Below are 20,450 nucleotides of genomic sequence, written 5' to 3' on the forward strand. Positions count from 1 at the left end.
TTCTGTCTCGAATGATTGGAACTGAAGAAGATCAGGATGTTACAGAATGAATTCTTGAGATGTATTTGACTGTTTGGAGAGTTTCAATCACTGAAAACTTACAAGAATGAAGTACGATTCTGTGAGAGAAAATGGCTCATTCTGCTGAGGTGCGAGGAGTCTAGACAAAGCATTCTGGTGTGTAAAGACAAATCTTCAGCTTAGTTATGGTGGATTGGGAGTGGTGGGCTAGCTTGTGTTCTGAGAGCTCAGATTTGGCCAAATGGGGGTGCCAGATTTCGGGTTGGGAGGGAATACTCTGTATTTTTGAAAAGGCGGTTGAGAGTGATATCGTGAATCGGGGGCAATGTACGAAACACTCCAACTTGTTTGTCTCATAGTCTTTGTTACCGCCGGTTGGCTTTGATTTCATTGAGATTGGTATCGCATTCTGTCACATTTCTTGTTATTGGTACGCCTCGTTTGTGTCAATCAATACCAGTTGACTGGTAAGACGCAAGGTTTTTCTACGATGCATTCTTAAAAACCGTATCAGTTAAATTGTCTGATTGGATCCAGTCCAATGTACATTTATGATCGTGATCTGAAACGCCTTTCTCCTGCTTTTGCATTGGATTCGAAAGGTTCGTTTTTTAAAGAACAGGCCTATAAGCTTGGAGTTCTGCTTTCAATCGCGACAGGCTTTGCGATTCCCATTTCAACAAGTCTAACGTCGATTTTAAGCTTAGGGATTTTGGTCTGTTGGATTATCTCGGGGCAATATCGTGTTTCCTACGAGTTACTGAAAACAAATCAAGTTGTCGCTGTTTCTCTTGCCTTTTTTGGATTTCTAGCGATTGGCTTGCTCTACACGCCGGAATCATTCTCAGTGGCATCGCGGAATTTGTTTAAGTACCGCCAGTTTATTATGATTCCCGTTTATCTCTCGTTCTTTCTGAACCCAAAGTCACGCCGGCTGGGGATTCAAATGTTCGAGCTGGCGCTGATCGTCACCTTGATTTGTTCGATTTGTTGTATGTTTCTTCCCCATAGCGGTGTAGACAGTGATATTTATAATCGGACTGTTTTTAAGAACCGGATTACACAAAACATTCTGATGGCATTTCTGGTTTATCTGGCTGCCTGGAAGTTTTGGGAAAAGCCGAAGCAGCGTTGGTATTATGCCATCTTGGGCCTGGTGGGAGTACTTAATACTGTTGCGATTGTGCCTGGACGCTCCGGTTATCTTGCTTTAGGAGTTTTAACTTGTTTATTTCTCTGCCAGAAGCTGGGTTATAAAGGGCTCATTGCTGCTGCTTTTTGTATTGGGGGGATTGGATTTATTGCCTACCACCAATCTCAAACGTTTCAGGCACGCATCAATCAGGTCGTGACAGAGGTTTCGAATTATCAGGAGACTCAAGAGAGGCGTGGTGGAGTCAATTTGCGTCTTGAGTTTTATGAGAATAGTCTGCAGCTGGCGAAATCAAGTCCCATTGTTGGCGCGGGGATTGGAAGTTTTGAGTTAAACTATCGGCAGCTCTCCCAGGAAAAGAACCAGATTGCCACTGCCAATCCGCATAATGAATATGTGATGTTACTGGTTCAAAACGGGGCCATTGGTTTGTGTCTGTTTTTATCGTTCTACTGGGTTGCCTGGCGATCGACTCGCTCGATGAACGGGCTTGATCGGTCCTTTGGACAGGCAGTGCTGGCGGTCTATGTCATTGGATGCCTCGTGAATTCCCTGATGTTGGATACAACGGAAGGCAATTTATTCGGATTCCTGATGGGGCTGACATTGGCTGGGGCAGGAAGTGCTGTTGCACAGCATCATCAAGAACAGGAGCCGGAATTTCCTTCCAGCAACGAAGATCAGCATCTCATTCGGGACGCAGCCTGAGTTGCCTTGCGCTATGGGAGTGATTGAGACGGAATGACGGTTGCTTAAGACCAGGCCAAGGGTATTGGTGGTCTGTATCGCTTGCCCTAATTCCCCCTTTACACAAAAAAATGATTAAATTAGTATCTGCGGCTGGAATATTGCGTCCATTTTTGATTTTCTAACTGTGTTTTCTATCACGACAGAGTAGCGCTTAAGACGAAAGGGGCCATGGATGGCCGGTGTGATTGGACTAATCACTGCAAGAGGTGGTTCGAAAGGAGTACCTCGGAAAAATATACGAGAGCTGGCCGGAAAACCGCTGATTGCCTGGACGATTCAGGAAGCATTACAAAGTCAGGAATTAGATCGTGTCATTGTTTCTACCGATGACAAGGAGATCGCTTCCATCTCCCGGCAGTATGGTGCGGAAGTTCCGTTTATTCGCCCCCTTAAACTGTCATTAGATGCCTCCAGTCATGTGGATGTAATTTTACATGCCATCGACTGGTTTGCTGAGCAGGAGCAGTACGAGATGGATTATGTGGCATTACTTCAGCCTACATCTCCCTTTCGTATCGCCGAAGATATCGATGGCGCGATCAGGTTTGCCAGAGAGAAAAACGCCAAATCTGTGATTGGCATGATGGAAGCGCCCAGTCATCCGGTCTGCTTGCGAGGGATGGATGAAGAGGGGCTGTTGCTGGAACTGTCTGACGCTCAGAAAGAATCGATGTTGCGCAGGCAGGTGCTGGAAGATGTGTATGCTTTCAATGGCGCTTTGTATATTCTCCGGGTAGACGCATTTAAAGAAAATCTGACCTTTCGACCTTATCAGGAAACCTACGGGTATAAGATGCCGACCGAGCGGTCGTGGGAAATCGATACCGAGTGGGAATTCTTAGTTGCCAGTTTACTGATGGAAAATCAGGTGCGTGATACTTCCCGCCGAAAGGCTGCTTAGTGAATGAGCCTGGAATGCTTCGTCTTTTCCTTATTTTGAATTATGCAAACGATGCACGATCTGGTTCCATTATCGATACCCAATATTTCCGGGAATGAGTGGAAGTATATAAAGGACTGCCTCGATACAGGCTGGGTTTCCTCAGTCGGATCTTACGTTGACCAGTTTGAGAAGAATGTGAGTCAATATGTCGGGACCGACTATGGTATCGCGACCGTTAACGGAACGGCGGCCCTGCACCTGAGCCTGTTGGCCTGTGGAGTTCAACCGGGTGATGAAGTGCTTGCCCCGGCATTTACGTTTATTGCACCGGTCAATGCCATTCGCTATTGCGGTGCCTCACCCATTTTTATCGGGTCCGATCCAAAGACGTTATGTCTGGATGTAAATCTGGTGAATGAGTTTCTTTCTCGGGAATGCGTTAAGCAGGATGGGGGAATTTACAGCAAACAGACTGGGAAAAAAATCAGTGCCATCTTGCCCGTCCATATTTTTGGTCACCCGGTTGACATGGCGCCATTGAATGAAATTGCGTCAGAGTATGGTCTGCCTGTGATCGAAGACGCATCTGAAAGCCTGGGATCTGAGTACCGGGAAAAGAAGACTGGTTCGTTATCGACGGTCGCGTGTTTTTCTTTCAATGGGAACAAAATTATCACCTGTGGCGGCGGTGGGATGGTGACCACCAGTCAGGAGTCTCTGGCCAACCATATTCGGCATCTAAGCACTCAGGCAAACCGAATTCCGTTCGAGTATGAGCATGACGAAGTCGGCTATAATTATCGGCTGACGAATATCCAGGCAGCACTGGGTGTGGCTCAGTTAGAACAGCTGGATTCCTTTATTGAAATCAAACGTAACAACGCGGCCCTGTATCGCCGGTTGCTATCAGAAATCCCACAGGTCGATCTGGCCTGGGAAGAACCGTGGGCCAAAAGTAACTTTTGGCTTTGTACTTTACTGGTTCCGCCGGCGGATCGTAAACCACTGATGGAATATCTGCTGGCACAAAACGCCCAGGTGCGACCGGCATGGAAATTGATGCATACATTGCCCATGTATCAGGATTGTCAGGTGTATGGGATGGAGCAAACGGAAGCGATTTTTGAACGTTGTATTTCGATTCCCTCCAGTGTGCAGCTCAATGCTGAAGACATTGAGTATGTAGTTGGTTGTATCAAAACATATTTTGAACAGTTATGAGTGAATTGTCGAATTCGATCATTTTGATTGGTGGAGGCGGCCATGCCAAGGTCCTGATCGAGTTGATCAAAGAGAGAGGCGACTATCAGATTGCGGGCATTCTGGACCCGAAATTGGAAGTCGGAGAACAAGTCAAAGGGGTTCCCGTGTTGGGAACAGATTCGGAGCTGTCACGGCTGCAAGAGCAGGGCGTGCAAAATGTAGCGATCGCTGTGGGTAGTGTGAAATCGAATTTATTAAGGGCAACATTGTTTGAGCAGTGTCAGGAGTTGGAATTAAATATTCCAACTCTGATCCATCATCGGGCCATTGTTTCGGCTGAGGTGGTATTGTCTGCAGGAGTTCAAATTATGGCAGGAGCGATTATTCAGACGGATACGACGATCGGTGCTGGTGCTGTAATTAATACCGGCGCACAAGTGGATCATGATTGTCAGATTGGCAATCACGCGTTTCTTGCACCGGGCGTTGTCCTCAGTGGCGGAGTGACAGTTGGAGATCATTCGTTTGTAGGAACCGGCGCTGTTGTGATCCAGGGCGTTAACATTGGAGAGAAGGCTGTGATTGCAGCCGGTGCTGTCGTCATACAGGACGTAGAGGACGGGGCGTTAGTAAAAGGAGTTCCAGCGAAATGAGTGTATTTATTATTGCAGAGGCAGGCGTCAACCATAATGGAGATGTAGAAACGGCGAAAAGGATGATTGACGCAGCCGTCGAAGCGGGCGCGGATGCAATCAAGTTTCAAACATTTAAGACGGAAAAACTCGTTTGCAAGTCGGCGCCTCAGGCTGAGTATCAGAAAAAAAACAGTTCAGTGAACGGAGAAGAAGAGACTCAGTTCACGCTGTTGAAGAAGCTGGAAATCAATCAGGAGACGCACCGGGAACTGTTTGACTATTGCCGTCAGGCGGGGGTCGTGTTTATTTCCACCCCCTTTGATTTAGAAAGTATTGATTTGTTGAAGTCGCTCGGCCTGGAACTGATTAAGGTGCCTTCAGGTGAGATTACGAATTATCCCTATTTGAAAAAAGTGGGCGAGACGTTTGAAAAAGTCGTGCTTTCAACGGGCATGGCTGACTTAGGTGAGATTGAGGATGCACTGGACATCTTGATCAAGAGTGGAGTGGATCGTCAGAATATCACGGTTTTGCATTGTAATACCGAGTACCCGACTCCCATTCAGGATGTGAACCTGCGGGCGATGTTAACAATTAAATCTGCCTTTGACGTCAATATCGGCTATTCGGATCATACATTGGGGATTGAAGTCTCGATTGCTGCCGCCGCGCTGGGGGCTAAGGTCATTGAGAAGCATTTTACCCTCGACAAGAATATGGAAGGACCCGATCATGCTGCTTCTCTGGAACCGGATGAACTAATGATGCTGGTGCGGGGAATACGCAATACGGAAAAGTCGTTAGGTAGCCCGCTTAAGAAGCCGTCTGTTTCCGAAGTGAAGAACAAACCGGTCGTGCGAAAAAGTATTATTGCGTCACAGGCAATTCGCAAAGGAGAAGTATTTACGGAAGAAAATCTCTGCGTCAAGCGGCCCGGAACCGGCATTAGTCCGATGAACTGGGATCATGTGATTAATCAGGTTGCCAGGCGAGATTATTTTGAAGACGAATTGATCGATCTATGAGTAAAACCGTTTGCCTGATAACCGGTTCGAGAGCGGAGTATGGTCTGCTGAAACCTCTGATCGATGAAATCCGTTCGGATGACTCGTTCACTCTCCAGTTGCTGGTGACAGGCTCGCACTTATCGCCTGAGTTTGGTTTGACTTATCAGGAGATCGAAGCAGACGGCTATTCGATTGATGAGAAAGTGGAAGTCGTAATGAGTTCCGATTCTCCAGTCGGGATTTGCAAATCGATGGGGCTGGGGCTGATTAGCTTTTCCGAAGTCTTTGCGCGTCTGCAGCCTGAGTTGGTGATTGTGCTGGGAGATCGCTATGAAATCTTCAGCGCTGTTTCCGCAGCTCATATCAGTCGGATCCCAGTCGCTCACCTGCATGGTGGAGAGGTGACCGAAGGCGCTTTTGATGATGCTTTGCGTCATTCGATCACGAAAATGAGCCATTTTCATTTTACCTCTACAGAAGCCTATCGAAAGCGGGTAATCCAGTTAGGCGAGAGTCCGGAGCGTGTCTTCAATGTCGGCGCGATCGGCTTGGACAATATCGCGCGTCTGGATTTAATGTCGCGAGAAGAATTCGAAGAGTCGATTGGTCTTAAGTTAAATAAAAATAACTTGTTATGCACATTTCATCCGGTGACGCTGGAAGCAAATACCGCAGCGGAACAGGTTCAGAATTTATTGAACGTGCTGGAGCAGCTGGATGACACAAATATCATATTTACAAAAACGAATGCGGATACCGATGGTCGCGTCATCAATCAATTGATTGATGATTTTGTTCAGAAAGACGCCAGTCGTTATAGGGCGTTTACGAGCTTGGGGCAAATGAGGTATTTGTCGGGGATGCAATTTGTAGATGCCGTCATCGGAAATTCTTCCAGTGGCATCATTGAGGCTCCCAGTTTTGGGATCGGAACGATTAATATCGGCAATCGACAGACGGGGCGAATCAAGTCAGAATCAGTGATCGATTGTGAGTCAACTGAAATCGGGATAGCAACAGCATTTAAAACATTGTATTCTCCCGAGTTTGAGCAGATAAAGAAAAATTCGGCAAACCCATATGGAGATGGGCAGACAGCAAAGCGAATCGTAAGTCGATTGAGAGAGTGTTGTTCCAGTCAGTCGATACAAAAAAAGTTCTATGATCTTGTGAGTGGATAATCACTGTCAGAGAACTATTGAATGCTGGAACAGCAATACGGAATAAAACCAGGGTAATGGATCACCTTGAATAGGAAGTGCAAGCCAGGGATGGACTCAGCCAAACAGTGTTTGATCAATGATACTGTCGATGTCAGAGAGACGATACGTGCAATCGAAGCCGGTAGAAAAGGGATTGCGGTCATCGTCGATTCAAACGGATATCTACAGGGAGTCGCCACCGATGGAGACATCCGTCGAGGATTGCTGGCTGGAGTAAAGTTGAAGGATCCGGTGACCGCGATCATGAATCGCAAGCCAACCAAGGCCGAGTCCCGCATGTCGCAGTCCACCATCATTGAACTGCTGCAGCAGAGTGGGCTGGAAGCACTTCCGCTGGTCGATGCTGATAATTATGTCGTTGAAGTCGTTCTGTTAACCGATTTAACGCAGGAAGCAAGTCCGGGACAGGCATCGGGTTTCAGCAGTGCCCTGATTATGGCGGGGGGTGAAGGCCGCCGCTTATTACCCCTGACAGAAAATATGCCCAAACCTCTGGTTGAAGTTGGAGGCATGCCGCTGATTGAACGGCAGGTTCGCAAAGTTGCCGATGCGGGAGTGAGCCGGATTTATATTGCCGTCAATTATCTGGCCGAAATGATCGAATCGCATTTGGGGAACGGAAGCCAGTATGGTGTCGAAATTCAATATTTGCGCGAAGAGCAAAAACTGGGAACGGCAGGTGCCGTTTCGTTGATCACAGAACCCCTTGATGGTCCACTGTTATTAATGAACGGCGATGTATTCACTTCGATCAATTTCCAGTATCTGCTTGATTTCCATCTGATGCATGAACCTTTAATGACGGTGGCGGCGATCGATTATCATGTCGAAATTCCCTACGGTGTGATCAAAACCAACGGGGCATTCGCCACGCGTCTTGAAGAAAAACCTTCACAACAGTTTCTGTGCAATGCTGGGATTTATGCGATTTCTCCGGATGCCGTCAGTCGCGTTCCTCAAAATCAACCCTATAACATGACCGATTTAATTGAACAGAGTATGGCGGAAGACGCGGGCGTTGCCGTCTTTCCGGTGCACGAATATTGGTCGGATATCGGCACGCATACCGAACTGGATAAAGCACGTACAGAGTTGAAGATTGTGAAAGAAACACTGCGCGATTTGGATCAGCACGATGAAAACGCAGTGAATATTGAATTAAATCACCGACGGGCTGCGTGAGCTGTTTGAGTATTACTTTTTTTTAAGAAATGATGAGCATGTCTGAATCATTAACCGGTAAACAGGTGCTGGTTACCGGAGCAGATGGTTTTATTGGAAGTCATCTGGTCGAGCAACTCGTACAGAGCGGCGCCAGGGTTCGCGCACTTGTCTATTATAATTCATGGAATCAGATAGGCTGGCTGAACGATGTTTCGCAGGAAGTTCTGCAATCAATCGAAATGATTCAGGGAGATATCCGAGATGCCGAACGCGTTGCCGGTGCAGTCGAAGGCTGTGATTATGTGTTCCATTTATCCAGTTTAATTGCCATTCCCTATAGCTATGTCGCAGCGCGTTCGTATGTGGATACGAATGTGACAGGCGCACTGAATGTATTACAGGCGAGCCGAAATTCCGATTCGCTCACTCGACTTGTGCATGTATCGACTTCTGAAGTCTATGGAACCGCGCAACGAGTTCCCATTGATGAAGATCATCCATTAGTTGGTCAGTCCCCTTATTCGGCCAGTAAAATTGGTGCCGACAAAATGGCGGAGAGCTTTTATCTCTCGTTTGGCTTACCGGTTGTGACAGCCAGGCCATTTAATACCTTTGGACCAAGGCAGACCGCACGGGCTGTGATTCCCACCATTGCCAGCCAATTACAGGCAGGATGTTCCGAGTTAAAGTTGGGGGCATTAACGCCGACCCGTGATTTTAATTTCGCCACCGATACCGCAGCCGGAATGATCGCTCTGGCATTATGCAAACAGGCTGAGGGTGAGGTCGTTAATATCGGCAGTGGTGAAGAGTGGTCGATTGAAGAAACAGCGAAACTGCTGATGGAAGCAGTCGGGCGGGAAGTGCCCATTATCTGCGATGAAGACCGCATTCGACCGGAGAAAAGTGAAGTCAATCGTCTTTTGGCTGACACAACCAAGATCCATCAGTTAACTGGTTGGAAAAGTCAGGTTCCATTCAAGGATGGACTGGCAAAAACAGCAGACTGGGTCGGCCGTAATATCCAGTTTTTCAATGCAGAGCGATATACCATTTAATTCATGGATTTGATCAAGTGATTATTTCAACGATTTGGAATTTTAGAATGCAACGGGGTATCAGATTGAAAGCAATTTTAAAACGATCTTTTAAGATTGCAGAAAGGTTCTCGATCTGATGTCGGGGCGATCCGTTTCCCTATCTGCAATGTTTGTTGCCGTCGCAATGATACTGGGGCGACTGACGGGCTTATTCCGTGTACTCGGACTGGCGACCGTGCTGGGGGTTTCACACGCCAATGATTTGGCGATTCTGGTGATTTCCGTTCCCGATCTCCTGAATGCGATGTTAATCGGCGGTGCCATGGCGGCTGTGCTGGTTCCTGAAATGCATCGCCGGGCTCAGAATGTTTCAGAGCAACAGGCAAATCAATTAATTGTGCAGACCTTTTTTGCAGTGGCTGCTATTTCCAGCGGCCTGGCTTTGGTTTTAATCATGTGGTCCACCTGGTTGACTCAGGTTCTGGCATCTGGATTTACCGCATCTCAAATCAGCCAGGCCAGTAGTTTAATTGTGATTGTTCTGTTGGCCTTTCCAATCAGTGCGGTCACTGCGGTGACCTCGGCTGCGTTACAAGGGCATCACAAACCGATGATTCCCGCATATGGAAATTTGTTTTTCAATGTCATTCTGATCGCTGCGATTTTCCTGTGGGTGACACCAGATCATATCGCGATTCTTGCCTGGGCAGTCGTCGCGGCAGTCTCCTTTCGATTGATTACGCAATTAATCAGTTGCTTTGTGATCGGCGCATTTCAGGGAGGATTTCAATGCTTATTCCGGTTTGACGCGTTGAATCGGGGTTTGATGCTGAAGTATCTGCAAGCTTTAACAGCCATCGGACTTGTTGTGGCATTTCCGGTGGTATCACGGTCCTTCGCCTCGGCTTATGAGGGAGGAATCAGCCTGTTTGAGTATGCACAAAAACTGGTGGAATTACCCCGTGGGTTATTTGGAGCCATCTTATCGATGGTCATCTTTCCCAAGTTGAGTCGCATTTTTTCAGAAGGAAATGCCGTTGATGGATCAAAATTGATCAGCCAGGTGGCAGGCTTCATCATCTTGATTACGATCCCGGTGACGGTTGCCGTATATGGATGCGCTGAACCTGTTGTCTCTTTGTTGTTTGAACGGGGCATGTTCTCAGGACAGGATGTCGCGAATACGGCCCATTTATTGCAGATTGGGATTATGTCGATGCCGGCATTGATTCTCGCCATTCTGACTATGAATATCTTTTATTCGAAGCATGAAACCATGATTCCTTTTAAGGTCAGCCTGCTTTCGCTGGGGGGGCTCATGTTGCTTTCCGTGGTGTTAAGAGCATCGATGGGGATCTCCGGGGTCATGCTTGCGTTCGTCATTACCAGTTGGCTTCATTTTTTAGGTTTGACGTTTTCGTTACATCTGAAATTGAATGTCTCAGTCATTGAAGGCGTTCATTTTAAGCATTGTGCTGCTTTGATAATGCTGACCTTATCCGGGCTCTTATTTTCAGCTATGATGATTAAGATCGTTGCAGAACCCGTACTTTTAATTGTGTACTCTGGAATGCTGGGACTGTTTTGTTTTGGGGCCGTTTTAATGATCCTGAAGAACCATTTGCCGCGATTCAACAGGAAGCTGTCTTTATAATGAAATATTTGTTTATTACCGATTACCCTGAAATTGCAGGCTACGTTGAAAAATGTGGTGTCGACCGCATTTTTATTGACCTGGAACTACTCGGGAAAATCGAACGTCAGGGGGGAAGGGATACTGTTATTTCCTACCATGACCGCGAGAATGTCAAAAAAGTCAAACAGGCAGTGAAGCAGGCTGAAGTACTGGTACGCGTGAATCCACTTAACTCCCAGTCGACGGAAGAAATTGAATCCGTCATAGAGCAGGGAGCCGATTGTTTGATGCTTCCCATGTTTCGTTCGCTGGAAGAAGTGGAATGGTTTTGCCAACGTGTTGACGCGCGTGCCCAGGTGGTGCCTCTGGTTGAGACAGTCGGGGCAGTGAATCAGCTGGATCAGATTGTTCAAGTTCCAGGTATATCTCAAATTCACATTGGCTTAAACGATTTACATCTCGATCTGGAATTGGACTTTATGTTTGAGTTGATGTCGAATGGCATGGTCGAGAAGATCGCATCGATCTGTAAAAGTGCCAATATTCCCTTTGGGATCGGCGGAATCTCAACAATGGATCAGGGACTGGTTTCAGGGAGAATGGTGTTGAGCGAACACGCCCGGCTGGGTTCTGAGTGGGTGATTCTCTCGCGGTCGTTTCATCAAAATGCAACAAGCTTGGAAGAGTTTCAGACAGGTATGGATTTGGAATCAGAAATCCAGAAAGTGAATCAGCTCTATCAAATGCTGCTCAAGCGATCGGAATTCGAAATCGAACGGGACAAACGGACTTTGTATCAGGCCATCAATAAAATTGCATTGCAAACGAGAAATGCCAGAGATGCCTCGTAAATGATTTACGGTTTCTTGTATCAGCAACGGGAACAAGAACACGATCTGCTTTCCCAGCCGATGTGCAGACAGGTATTGCTGAAGATCGATTCTTCCGTTCAGAGAATGAACGTTTCCGCTTTCTGCTCATAATTTCAAACTCAATCAGGCTTTTGGCCAGATTTGTTTTCTCGCTATTTGTGGGATGTTACTGTAAAATAAGAACAAATGAGTGAGTTTTGAAAGGCGAATGGTTTCGTGCCATTAGTCCCCCATCTATAGATCTGCAAAGGACAAAATTAACTGATGGACTCTGTTTTAGTAACGGGTGGAGCCGGTTTTTTGGGAAGTCATCTCTGTGACCGGCTGATCCAACTGGGAAAAAATGTAATCTGCCTGGATAACTTCTTTACGGGTAGTAAGCAGAATATCGCGCATTTAATGGGCCATCCCCGGTTTGAATTAATGAGGCACGATATTGTGCATCCCGTTTTCCTGGAAGTCAGCGAAATTTATAATCTAGCCTGTCCTGCTTCGCCGGTGGCCTATCAGTATAACCCGATCAAGACGATCAAAACTTCAACCGTAGGCATGGTGAATGTGCTGGGGCTGGCAAAGCGTTGTCGGGCCAAAGTACTGCACGCATCCACCTCGGAAGTCTATGGAGATCCGGCCGTGCACCCGCAGGTAGAAGAGTATTGGGGGCACGTCAATCCCCTTGGTCCCCGTAGTTGTTACGATGAAGGAAAACGCATCGCTGAGTCGTTGTGCATGAATTACCATCAGGCGCATCAGGTACCGATTCGGATTGTACGGATCTTTAATACTTATGGGCCGCGGATGGATCCCAATGATGGTCGGGTGATTTCCAACTTCATCAATCAGGCATTGCGGGGGGAAGCTCTGACTATTTATGGCAACGGCGAGCAGACGCGTTCGTTCTGTTATGTTGACGATCTGATTGATGGCTTTCTGAAAATGATGGAGCAGGATCAGACCACCGGTCCCGTCAATCTGGGAAATCCTGTGGAAAACAGCATGCTGGAACTGGCAGAAGCTGTTTTGCAGACAGTTGATTCTGATTCGCAGTTAGAGTATCAGCCTTTGCCGATGGATGACCCCCGGCAGCGTTGTCCCGATATCACCAAGGCACGCTCTCTATTGAACTGGGAGCCTCAAGTCTCCTTGAAGGAGGGGCTGGCGAAGACGGTTGCTTATTATCAGGACCTTATGAAACGGGAAACAGCATGAGCCAGATTCTGGTGACAGGTGCAGCCGGTTTTATCGGGTTTCACATCACTTCAAAATTGTTGTCTCAAGGTCATCAGGTGACCGGGGTTGATAATCTTAACAGTCACTATGACGTCGCCTTAAAGCGGGACCGGCTTCAACAGATACAGCCTGAGTCCGGATTTCAATTTCAGGAAGCAGATGTGACCGATGTCGCAACAATGTCCCGCATCTTCCAGCAGTCAGGATTTGATAAGGTGATTCACCTGGCTGCTGAAGTCGGAGTGCGTAACTCTTTACTCAAGCCACTGGAGTATGTGCAAAGTAATGTACTGGGCTTTGTGAATGTTCTGGAACAGTGCCGGTTGAGTCAGGTGGCGCATGTCGTTTACGCTTCCTCCAGCTCCGTTTATGGCGCCAATCGAAAAACTCCTTATTCAACTCAGGACCGTGTGGATCACCCGGTCAGTCTGTATGCGGCTACGAAACGCGCTGATGAATTGATCGCACATAGTTACAGTCATCTTTATGATCTGCCTACAACAGGATTGCGCTTTTTTACCGTATATGGTCCCTGGGGACGGCCTGATATGGCGGTCTTCCTGTTTACCAAAGCAATTCTGGAAGGCACGCCGATTAAGGTGTTTAATCACGGAAATTTAAAACGTGATTTTACTTATGTCGACGATATTGTGACGGGCGTGTTAAGTGTGCTGGAAAACGTTCCGAGTCGGAAGGATGTGACATCGACAGGCACGCCTGTTGAAACCGGTGAACCGACGGAAGCGCCTTACCGGCTCTTTAATATCGGGAATCACCAGCCGGTTGGTATTTCGCGACTGATTGATGTGCTTGAAAAACGGATTGGCAAACCGGCGATTCGCGAAAATTACCCGATGCAGCCCGGTGATGTATTAGAGACGTATGCGGATATCTCGGCACTTCAGCAGGCAGTCGGTTTTTCTCCCTCCACTTCGATTGAAGAGGGCATTGATCGATTTGTGGAGTGGTATCTGTCTTACTACTCCACAAAGCCGTGACATGGCTGCCGCTGCTCAGATCTGTTTGATGATCTGAGGGATCAGGCGTGCCAGTTTCTGGCCTCCCTCCGCGGCGACTTTTAAGATTTTGCTGATATCAACCGGCTCCAGCGCGTCAGGCAGGCATAAGTCGGTCACTACAGACAGCCCGAGAACTTTCATCGAGGCGTGGTTGGCCACAATGCATTCGGGGACCGTCGACATGCCGACACAGTCGGCGCCCATCTGTCGCAGCATGCGGTATTCAGCGCGCGTTTCCAGATTGGGGCCGGCAACCGCGACGAAAACGCCCGTTTGTGTACGAATCTGAAGTTCCAGCGCTTGTTCTTCCGCCAGTTTGATCAAGTCCCGGTTATAAGGGGCGCTCATATCAGGGAAGCGAACGCCCAGGCGATCGTCATTAATCCCTCGTAACGGATTGTCGCCCATCAGATTGATCTGATCTTCAATGATCATGATGTCGGCCAGGTGATAGTGAGGGTTCATTCCGCCAGCTGCGTTCGTGATGATCAGGGTTTCGACGCCGAGTGCCTGCATGACGCGAACAGGGAAAGTTACTTCTTTCATCGAGTAACCTTCGTAGTAGTGAAATCGGCCTTCCATGGCGATGATCGGAGTTTCGTTCAACGTTCCGAATACCAGCTGTCCCGCGTGCGATTCGACTGTTGAATGTGGGAAGTGAGGGATCGATTCATAAGCGATTGAGGCATCACGTTTGATCTGTTGACTGAAGTCACCGAGCCCCGTTCCGAGGATCAAACCAATGCGGGGCATCTGCTGTATTTGAGGCTTCAGATATTCAATTGCATCATTGATTTTTTCGACCAATTCCTGCATAGGGGAGTACTCTTCCGTTGTAAATTTCAGGAGGCCGATGGGTGCAACAATACTCAGATGGCTGATAGAAGAGCAAGTTGTGTGGAGCAGACAGGGGAGTAAAAAACGTTGCTCGCCAATCAGTCAATTTACTGGCGAGCGAACTTTCAGCGTGACGGATGAATTCTAAAAATCATCGTCGTCGTCATCAAAATCATCGTCGAATTCGTCGTCGAACTCATCCTCTTCTTCATCATCGTCGTCGAAGTCATCGTCGTCGTCGTCGAAGTCATCATCGTCGATGTCTTCCAGGTCATCGAAGCCAATGTTTTCTTCGTCGTCGTCGAGTGACATGAAGATGACAGCCGGTTCATCGGTGAATGTTTCAAGTTCTTCTTCAGGGGATTCGATTTGAGTTGAATCAGCTAATAACACAGTATGATCCTCGTAGTTTCCTGGTGAAATCTTTCCAAATTTCTTAATGGTTTTTTATCGATAATAAAAGCCCGATGTCAATAGTCAGTTGTAGGATACTGCCAAGAATCGGGGGGGCTTTTCCAGCGTTTGCAGGGAAATAAGTTGTTCAGAATATTTCCATTATTATATTTAATTTGCTTTGTCAAGTGCGAATAAAATGAACTGTCAATATATAGAACTATTTCCGCTAGCAGGGTGGAATCTCATGAGGAAAAAATCGCCGTTTTGAAGAAGTGACACGAAAAAACAGGTCTCCGTATGAAGGGCTTTCTTGGGGGATTTGAGTGGTGATAGAATGAATAGTCTGTTTGACTGTCTTGATTTAGGGCAGTAAACCGAATCAGAAGACGAGAGGCCCTTCATCAAATATTTAAAGAGAATTAACTCAGGGAATTCTCGGCCATCAGAACAGGGAGTATTCGTGCTCCAGGGACCCGGCGGGGGGATGTAGCCTGTTTCTGCGCGAAATGATTTTAAGCTGGCATCGTTCCTGAAGTGAGGCTCATTGAGTGCCTCTGGAGATGTCTGGATGAGACTGCTGTCTGAGGTTAGCTGATAGCACCGCCGCAACTGGAGCCCGCGCCTGCCGTGCAGCCATAGCAGTGTTGGTTCGTTACAATGTCCCTGGCTGCCAGGTCTTCATAGTGAAAGTCGCGAATGTGTCGTCGGGCTAGGACTGAGACAGGCAGGTTCAGCATCTGGTTAAAATCACAGTCATATAAATAGCCCTGCCAGTCCACCGAAATCAGGGAGCGGCACATCAGCCCGGAGACCGTAGCCGGATTGAATGCGTTGACCAGACGCTCCATATATTCTTCGGTCCGTCCCTGGCTGACCAGTTCGCTGAGAAAACGGCTAATCGGCATATTGGTGATCGTGATCAAGTTGGTAAATTCGATATCGAATCGTTCTTTCAATTCGCGCCGGTAGGCCTGTTCCAGTTGTGACTGGTCGGGAGGCAAGGAGAATCCGACAGGATTATAAACTAAAGTCAGTTTACGACGGGAATCGGACTTTCCGTATCCGAGTGAATTCAACGCGTTCAAAGCCTGAATGGATTTTTGAAATGCCCCATTCCCCCGTTGTGCGTCGGTATTCGCTTCCAGGTAACAGGGGAGCGAAGCGATGATATCGACTCGATGTTCGGCGAGAAACTCGGGCAGATCCTGAAAGCCGGGCGCGAGCAGAATTGTCAGATTACAACGATCAATGACCTGTTTATTGAGCCGGGTTGCCTCTTTGACCATTTCGCGGAAGTGCGGATTCATTTCAGGAGCCCCGCCGGTCAAATCCAATGTCTGAAAACCGGGATGTTCCAGCGCAGTCAGGCAGTGCTCTACGGTTTCACGATCCATAATCTCTCTGCGATCAGGACCCGCGTCAACATGACAGTGATCACAGGTCATATTGCAAAGCTTTCCCAGGTTGACCTGCAATGTATCGATCGTGCTGGCCTGCAGTGTCGGAAGCTGATGCTGCTCCAGTTGATGGTCGAATGCGGGTTGTTGTGTTTCTGCGTTGAGAATGCGCAACTGCTCCCGGGGATCGGCCAGCTTACTGTGTTGTCGGAACAGGGTGAGTGGAGCCATGAGTCTTCCTGAATACGAAGAAAATGAAAGCGTGGATCGACGTGGCAAATGGGCTAACAGCAACCACCATCAGGGCTGCAGCAGGAATCGATAATCTGGCTGGTCAGATCATAGTTTTTGCCCTTGGTTTCCTGGGGATGCCGCACTGCATTCCGACGACAATCCATCTCCTGAGCGGCGTCCAGCGGAATATTCTGATACGGCTCAACGGGAAGAAACTGTCCCTCGTAGGGAGCCGCTTGTAGCAGCTGGAATGTTTTATCGCAGACAGCAATTCGTTGTCCTCGCGAATAAACATGACCATCGTCATCTTCGACTTTTTTGAAGGGCCCCCGATAAATCATTGCCTGATTGCGTTCCAGGCAAGGGCCTTGTTTGCCTTTAAAGGCGGAAAACGTTACCGAACGAAACTCAATGCCTTCGATAGTTTGCCAGGGAGTCTCTTCACGCTTCAGAATTTCAATGCCATGAAAGCCAGCGTCTTCAAATGCTTTCAAAAAGGCGTCTTCACGAAACGCGCCAGAGAGACAGCCTGACCAGAGTGTAGGATCGGCTCGCAGATGTTGTGGGACATCTTCATCACAAACGATATCGCTGATCACAGCTTTACCACCCCGCTTTAACACGCGGAAGACTTCCTGTAAAAGCTGGCTTCGATCCGCTTCACGCACCAGGTTCAGAACGCAATTCGAGATCACACAGTCGACAGTGTCGTCTTCGATCATGGGGGTCTCGCTGCGTAAGCGTTCTTCCAGATTCCGTAATTCCAACCAGCGGGCATGGCTGTCGATCGGATTAGTAGAGAGCTCTTGATTGAGTTGATCCAGGTCCAGTTTTAAATCCTGAATTAAACCACAGCGGAATTCGGTATTCGAATATCCCAGTTGCTCTGCTACCTGCTGTTGGTATTTTCGAGCGAGTGTGAGCATTTCAGCATTGCAGTCAACGCCGATCACGGTTCCTTCGGGACCGACAATCTGTGAGGCGATGTAACAGATCTTCCCGCCGCCGGAACCCAGGTCAACCACCGTATCACCGGCAGACAGGTAAGGCGTCGGATCGCCACAGCCGTAATCGCGTTCCAGAATTTCCTCGGGGATGATCGATAAATATTCCGGATTGTATTCGACGGGACAGCAGAGCGCCTGCTCTTTCTGATTTGCTGCATTGGCATAACGCGTGTAAACAGATTCTTCTTCAGTCGAACGAGCCTGCGTGTTTGCTGAATTCATGATATTCCGAGTTCCTTTCAATTCCAATTTCCGTCAGTTGAATTCTCGTAAGAACCTGATCAATACTTTTGTGTGAAAGATGATTGTCTGAATTATCTAAAAGAGATGATAGTATAATCATGTTCGAGAATTCGAGAAACATTGTTGTTTCAGAGAAGGGACGACTTTTTGATGGTCGGATTATGCTCTATTATGGACGCGAAAACTGTGAAGCAAATCACATTTTACTGATTCATATCAAAAAAATGAGGTTAATAACGGCAAATGGATTCAGAACCTCAGATTTCCGTCATCATTCCAGTGTTGTACGGGGACGATTGCTGGAAGACGCTCCTTGCCGATTTGACCTCGTTTCCAGATTCGTCAGAGTTTCTTTTCGTCTCAAATAGTGAACAACCAGCTGAGTTTTCGGAGTTGATACATCAATTTCAGCTTGAGGAACGCAGCCACTGGTATCAGACTTTGGTTGGCAGAGCACATCAGATGAATTATGGTGCGGCTCAGGCGTCTCGGTCTCACCTGTTGTTTTTGCATGCGGATTCAGGTCTGAGTGAAACCGGGATTCAACGGCTGATCCAATCTTTGAAATCGCATCCCAATGCATTACATTATTTCAACTTGAAATTTCAGGATCAAAGTTTTTTCTTAATGCAGCTGAATACGTGGGGCGTTTATTTTCGTTCGCATGTGTTAGGGATTCCCTTTGGAGATCAGGGGCTCTGTCTGAGCTGTGCTCTGTTTCATGAACTGGGCTGTTTCGATGAATCGGCTCCGTACGGCGAAGACCATCTGCTGGTCTGGAAAGCCAGGCGAGGAAGAATTCGTTTACAATGTACGGGGGCTGAAATCCAAACCAGCGCCCGAAAATACCAGCAGCAGGGCTGGTTCAAAATGACCGTTAAACATCTCTGGCTGACGATCCGTCAGGCAGTCCCGCAGTTTATTCTCTTGTTAAAAGAACGTATTGGTTCATGGTTTCAAGGCAAGGCGCCATCGTCATCTTCGTGAAGACTCCCGGGTATTCACCTTTGAAAACCAGATTGGCACAAACGATTGGTCAAGCGCAAGCGGAGCAGTTTCATCGTCTTTCCGCGGCTGCGGTCGCGGCGGTCGTACAGAAAGTGGCGCAGCAAAAACAGGTGACTCCTTACTGGGCTGTCGCGGAAGAAGCGGCGCTCACAGATCCGTTATGGCATCAATTCGCCACTCTCTTTCAGGGCGCAGGCGATCTGGGAACACGTCTGGCACACGTGAATCGGGTTCTCTCTGAACAACATGACTTTGTGATATTTCTGGGAGCAGATGCTCCCCAGCTTCCGGTGACGTATTTAACAGACGCCGTTGATCTCTTAACAAATGTGACCGATCAACGTCAGTTTGTGTTAGGGCCTGCCGACGATGGTGGCTTTTATTTATTTGGCACTCCCATCTGTCTGTCTCAGGAAACGTGGCTTAATGTGCCTTATAGTGCTGCGAACACAGCGGAAAAATTGCTTGCGCAGCTGGAAGGGCAGGGGGACATTCAGCGGCTTCCCGCTTTGACTGATGTTGATACAGTGCGGGAACTGCAGACAATCATCCAGGAGCAGAGCGATGATGACAAATTGCTACCCGAACAACGGCAGATCAGGGAGTGGATTCGGCAGCAGAACTTTCCGGGGGATTAGAGTGCGTTCCGATCCTGTTCGATCGTTTTTTCCAGTTCAGGGGCCGGTAATTCTTCAGAGCTTCCCTGGATCACCATATACAACGAACTGACTGCAAGCAGCGAGAGCAGACAGCGTTTAAACACAACGGGATTGATACGTGGTCCGACCAATGTTCCCAGCTTCATTCCCAGGAAGACAAACGGGACAATGATCGCGGAGGTCAACAGCTCCGGCGTTTGTGCGAAGCCCATCAACGCCAATCCAATGATGCGCGTAACAGAGATCAGAATGAAGAATCCGAAAATGAAGCCTTTGTATTGATCCTGCGTCCAGGGCTGTCGAATCGCGTAAATGACAATCGGGGGGCCGGCGATACTGGTGGAACCGGCCAGAAAGCCGCTGCAAAAACCGGCGAAGGTGCTCCAGATGGAAGAGGCTTTCGGAGGGCCTTCGACTAATTGGGGAGGTTTCTGAAAAAAGCCGTCGATGACGATCAAAAGAATCACCAGCCCCGTACCACGTACCAGATAGTCGAGGTCAATCAGCGTGAATGTCAGCAGGCCTAGAGGGAGCCCCACCAGAGATCCCAGAATCGCGCCGGAGAGAAGTTTCAAATCAGACTGCTTCCGGTAGCCCCAGAAAATCCAGATCACAGGGAGTACGATGCTGAACGCGACCAGTAAATTTGCTTCGCGAAAATTGAGCACCAGCGGCAGGACAGCCATTGCGACGATGGCATAACCAAAGCCGATGATTCCCTGAATAAACGCGGAAATGAATACAACAGAAAGTACGAATAACCACAACTGTGGGTCAGAAAACATCATTTTTTTACAAGTCAAATTGAGTCATGCAAAGTGCATGATTCTGGC

19 protein-coding genes are annotated in these 20,450 nt (G+C 48.0%); 14 read left to right on the plus strand and 5 right to left on the minus strand.

Features of this window, described 5'->3' with window-relative positions:
* Positions 1-562 precede the first annotated feature (562 nt).
* The 12 genes from Pan241w_RS09020 (at position 563) to Pan241w_RS09075 (ending at position 13,815) form a co-directional block, all read left to right on the plus strand.
* Positions 563-1,882: an O-antigen ligase family protein gene (locus tag Pan241w_RS09020; RefSeq protein ID WP_145214048.1), complete on the plus strand. Its 1,320-nt coding sequence runs from the start codon at positions 563-565 to the stop codon at positions 1,880-1,882.
* Positions 1,883-2,096: 214 nt separating this feature from the next.
* Entirely contained in the window at positions 2,097-2,825 is a 729-nt protein-coding gene (locus tag Pan241w_RS09025; protein WP_145214051.1) for an acylneuraminate cytidylyltransferase family protein, read from the plus strand.
* A 51-nt stretch (positions 2,826-2,876) separates the two neighbouring features.
* On the plus strand, positions 2,877-4,028 hold the full coding sequence (locus tag Pan241w_RS09030; protein WP_198000423.1) for a LegC family aminotransferase: 1,152 nt from the start codon (positions 2,877-2,879) through the stop codon (positions 4,026-4,028).
* Complete coding sequence (locus Pan241w_RS09035) at positions 4,025-4,663, plus strand: acetyltransferase (RefSeq protein ID WP_145214057.1); 639 nt, start codon at positions 4,025-4,027, stop codon at positions 4,661-4,663. The genes Pan241w_RS09030 and Pan241w_RS09035 overlap by 4 nt, the downstream gene beginning before the upstream one ends.
* On the plus strand, positions 4,660-5,670 hold the full coding sequence (neuB, locus tag Pan241w_RS09040; protein ID WP_145214060.1) for an N-acetylneuraminate synthase: 1,011 nt from the start codon (positions 4,660-4,662) through the stop codon (positions 5,668-5,670). Before Pan241w_RS09035 ends, neuB begins: the two co-directional genes overlap by 4 nt.
* Positions 5,667-6,833: a UDP-N-acetylglucosamine 2-epimerase gene (gene neuC / locus Pan241w_RS09045; RefSeq protein ID WP_145214063.1), complete on the plus strand. Its 1,167-nt coding sequence runs from the start codon at positions 5,667-5,669 to the stop codon at positions 6,831-6,833. Before neuB ends, neuC begins: the two co-directional genes overlap by 4 nt.
* Before the next feature lie 90 nt (positions 6,834-6,923).
* Positions 6,924-8,057 (plus strand): nucleotidyltransferase family protein, encoded by a 1,134-nt coding sequence (locus Pan241w_RS09050; RefSeq protein ID WP_145214066.1) that lies wholly within the window; start codon positions 6,924-6,926, stop codon positions 8,055-8,057.
* A gap of 38 nt (positions 8,058-8,095) precedes the next feature.
* A complete protein-coding gene (locus tag Pan241w_RS09055) occupies positions 8,096-9,097 on the plus strand; it encodes an SDR family NAD(P)-dependent oxidoreductase (RefSeq protein ID WP_145214069.1) in 1,002 nt (333 codons plus the stop codon).
* Positions 9,098-9,215: 118 nt separating this feature from the next.
* On the plus strand, positions 9,216-10,733 hold the full coding sequence (gene murJ, locus Pan241w_RS09060) for a murein biosynthesis integral membrane protein MurJ (RefSeq protein WP_145214072.1): 1,518 nt from the start codon (positions 9,216-9,218) through the stop codon (positions 10,731-10,733).
* Positions 10,733-11,566 (plus strand): aldolase/citrate lyase family protein, encoded by an 834-nt coding sequence (locus tag Pan241w_RS09065; RefSeq protein ID WP_198000424.1) that lies wholly within the window; start codon positions 10,733-10,735, stop codon positions 11,564-11,566. Before murJ ends, Pan241w_RS09065 begins: the two co-directional genes overlap by 1 nt.
* A gap of 285 nt (positions 11,567-11,851) precedes the next feature.
* Positions 11,852-12,796 (plus strand): UDP-glucuronic acid decarboxylase family protein, encoded by a 945-nt coding sequence (locus Pan241w_RS09070; protein WP_145214074.1) that lies wholly within the window; start codon positions 11,852-11,854, stop codon positions 12,794-12,796.
* Entirely contained in the window at positions 12,793-13,815 is a 1,023-nt protein-coding gene (locus Pan241w_RS09075) for an NAD-dependent epimerase/dehydratase family protein (RefSeq protein WP_145214076.1), read from the plus strand. The genes Pan241w_RS09070 and Pan241w_RS09075 overlap by 4 nt, the downstream gene beginning before the upstream one ends.
* 15 nt (positions 13,816-13,830) lie before the next feature.
* Here Pan241w_RS09075 and Pan241w_RS09080 read toward each other — a convergent pair whose 3' ends face one another.
* The 4 genes from Pan241w_RS09080 to Pan241w_RS09095 form a co-directional block, all read right to left on the minus strand.
* Positions 13,831-14,652 (minus strand): purine-nucleoside phosphorylase, encoded by an 822-nt coding sequence (locus Pan241w_RS09080; RefSeq protein ID WP_145214078.1) that lies wholly within the window; start codon positions 14,650-14,652, stop codon positions 13,831-13,833.
* Positions 14,653-14,817: 165 nt separating this feature from the next.
* A complete protein-coding gene (locus Pan241w_RS09085) occupies positions 14,818-15,066 on the minus strand; it encodes a hypothetical protein (RefSeq protein WP_145214080.1) in 249 nt (82 codons plus the stop codon).
* 590 nt (positions 15,067-15,656) lie between these two features.
* Positions 15,657-16,697 carry an arsenosugar biosynthesis radical SAM (seleno)protein ArsS gene (gene arsS, locus Pan241w_RS09090; RefSeq protein ID WP_145214081.1) on the minus strand — a complete coding sequence of 347 codons (1,041 nt, stop codon included), beginning with the start codon at positions 16,695-16,697 and terminating at the stop codon, positions 15,657-15,659.
* A 53-nt stretch (positions 16,698-16,750) separates the two neighbouring features.
* The gene (locus tag Pan241w_RS09095) at positions 16,751-17,929 is read right to left on the minus strand and encodes a methyltransferase domain-containing protein (protein ID WP_145214083.1); all 1,179 of its coding nucleotides are present in this window, start codon (positions 17,927-17,929) and stop codon (positions 16,751-16,753) included.
* 264 nt (positions 17,930-18,193) lie between these two features.
* On the opposite strand from Pan241w_RS09095, the gene Pan241w_RS09100 reads away from it, so the two are divergent.
* On the plus strand, positions 18,194-18,937 hold the full coding sequence (locus Pan241w_RS09100; protein ID WP_145214085.1) for a TIGR04283 family arsenosugar biosynthesis glycosyltransferase: 744 nt from the start codon (positions 18,194-18,196) through the stop codon (positions 18,935-18,937).
* Positions 18,901-19,596 carry a TIGR04282 family arsenosugar biosynthesis glycosyltransferase gene (locus Pan241w_RS09105; RefSeq protein WP_145214087.1) on the plus strand — a complete coding sequence of 232 codons (696 nt, stop codon included), beginning with the start codon at positions 18,901-18,903 and terminating at the stop codon, positions 19,594-19,596. The genes Pan241w_RS09100 and Pan241w_RS09105 overlap by 37 nt, the downstream gene beginning before the upstream one ends.
* On the opposite strand, the gene Pan241w_RS09110 is transcribed toward Pan241w_RS09105, so the two are convergent.
* The gene (locus Pan241w_RS09110; protein WP_145214090.1) at positions 19,593-20,405 is read right to left on the minus strand and encodes a sulfite exporter TauE/SafE family protein; all 813 of its coding nucleotides are present in this window, start codon (positions 20,403-20,405) and stop codon (positions 19,593-19,595) included. The two genes, Pan241w_RS09105 and Pan241w_RS09110, sit on opposite strands and share 4 nt — an antisense overlap.
* Between the last annotated feature and the right edge of the window lie 45 nt (positions 20,406-20,450).

It is taken from the genome of Gimesia alba (genome assembly GCF_007744675.1).
Lineage (GTDB): Bacteria > Planctomycetota > Planctomycetia > Planctomycetales > Planctomycetaceae > Gimesia > Gimesia alba.

Bases quoted from the DNA above. Each gene is read 5' to 3' on its own strand.
- Pan241w_RS09020 (WP_145214048.1), top strand. From the start codon at position 563: ATGTACATTTATGATCGTGATCTGAAACGCCTTTCTCCTGCTTTTGCA.
- Pan241w_RS09025 (WP_145214051.1), top strand. From the start codon at position 2,097: ATGGCCGGTGTGATTGGACTAATCACTGCAAGAGGTGGTTCGAAAGGA.
- Pan241w_RS09030 (WP_198000423.1), top strand. From the start codon at position 2,877: ATGCACGATCTGGTTCCATTATCGATACCCAATATTTCCGGGAATGAG.
- Pan241w_RS09035 (WP_145214057.1), top strand. From the start codon at position 4,025: ATGAGTGAATTGTCGAATTCGATCATTTTGATTGGTGGAGGCGGCCAT.
- neuB (WP_145214060.1), top strand. From the start codon at position 4,660: ATGAGTGTATTTATTATTGCAGAGGCAGGCGTCAACCATAATGGAGAT.
- neuC (WP_145214063.1), top strand. From the start codon at position 5,667: ATGAGTAAAACCGTTTGCCTGATAACCGGTTCGAGAGCGGAGTATGGT.
- Pan241w_RS09050 (WP_145214066.1), top strand. From the start codon at position 6,924: ATGGACTCAGCCAAACAGTGTTTGATCAATGATACTGTCGATGTCAGA.
- Pan241w_RS09055 (WP_145214069.1), top strand. From the start codon at position 8,096: ATGTCTGAATCATTAACCGGTAAACAGGTGCTGGTTACCGGAGCAGAT.
- murJ (WP_145214072.1), top strand. From the start codon at position 9,216: ATGTCGGGGCGATCCGTTTCCCTATCTGCAATGTTTGTTGCCGTCGCA.
- Pan241w_RS09065 (WP_198000424.1), top strand. From the start codon at position 10,733: ATGAAATATTTGTTTATTACCGATTACCCTGAAATTGCAGGCTACGTT.
- Pan241w_RS09070 (WP_145214074.1), top strand. From the start codon at position 11,852: ATGGACTCTGTTTTAGTAACGGGTGGAGCCGGTTTTTTGGGAAGTCAT.
- Pan241w_RS09075 (WP_145214076.1), top strand. From the start codon at position 12,793: ATGAGCCAGATTCTGGTGACAGGTGCAGCCGGTTTTATCGGGTTTCAC.
- Pan241w_RS09080 (WP_145214078.1), bottom strand. From the start codon at position 14,652: ATGCAGGAATTGGTCGAAAAAATCAATGATGCAATTGAATATCTGAAG.
- arsS (WP_145214081.1), bottom strand. From the start codon at position 16,697: ATGGCTCCACTCACCCTGTTCCGACAACACAGTAAGCTGGCCGATCCC.
- Pan241w_RS09095 (WP_145214083.1), bottom strand. From the start codon at position 17,929: ATGAATTCAGCAAACACGCAGGCTCGTTCGACTGAAGAAGAATCTGTT.
- Pan241w_RS09100 (WP_145214085.1), top strand. From the start codon at position 18,194: ATGGATTCAGAACCTCAGATTTCCGTCATCATTCCAGTGTTGTACGGG.
- Pan241w_RS09105 (WP_145214087.1), top strand. From the start codon at position 18,901: ATGGTTTCAAGGCAAGGCGCCATCGTCATCTTCGTGAAGACTCCCGGG.
- Pan241w_RS09110 (WP_145214090.1), bottom strand. From the start codon at position 20,405: ATGATGTTTTCTGACCCACAGTTGTGGTTATTCGTACTTTCTGTTGTA.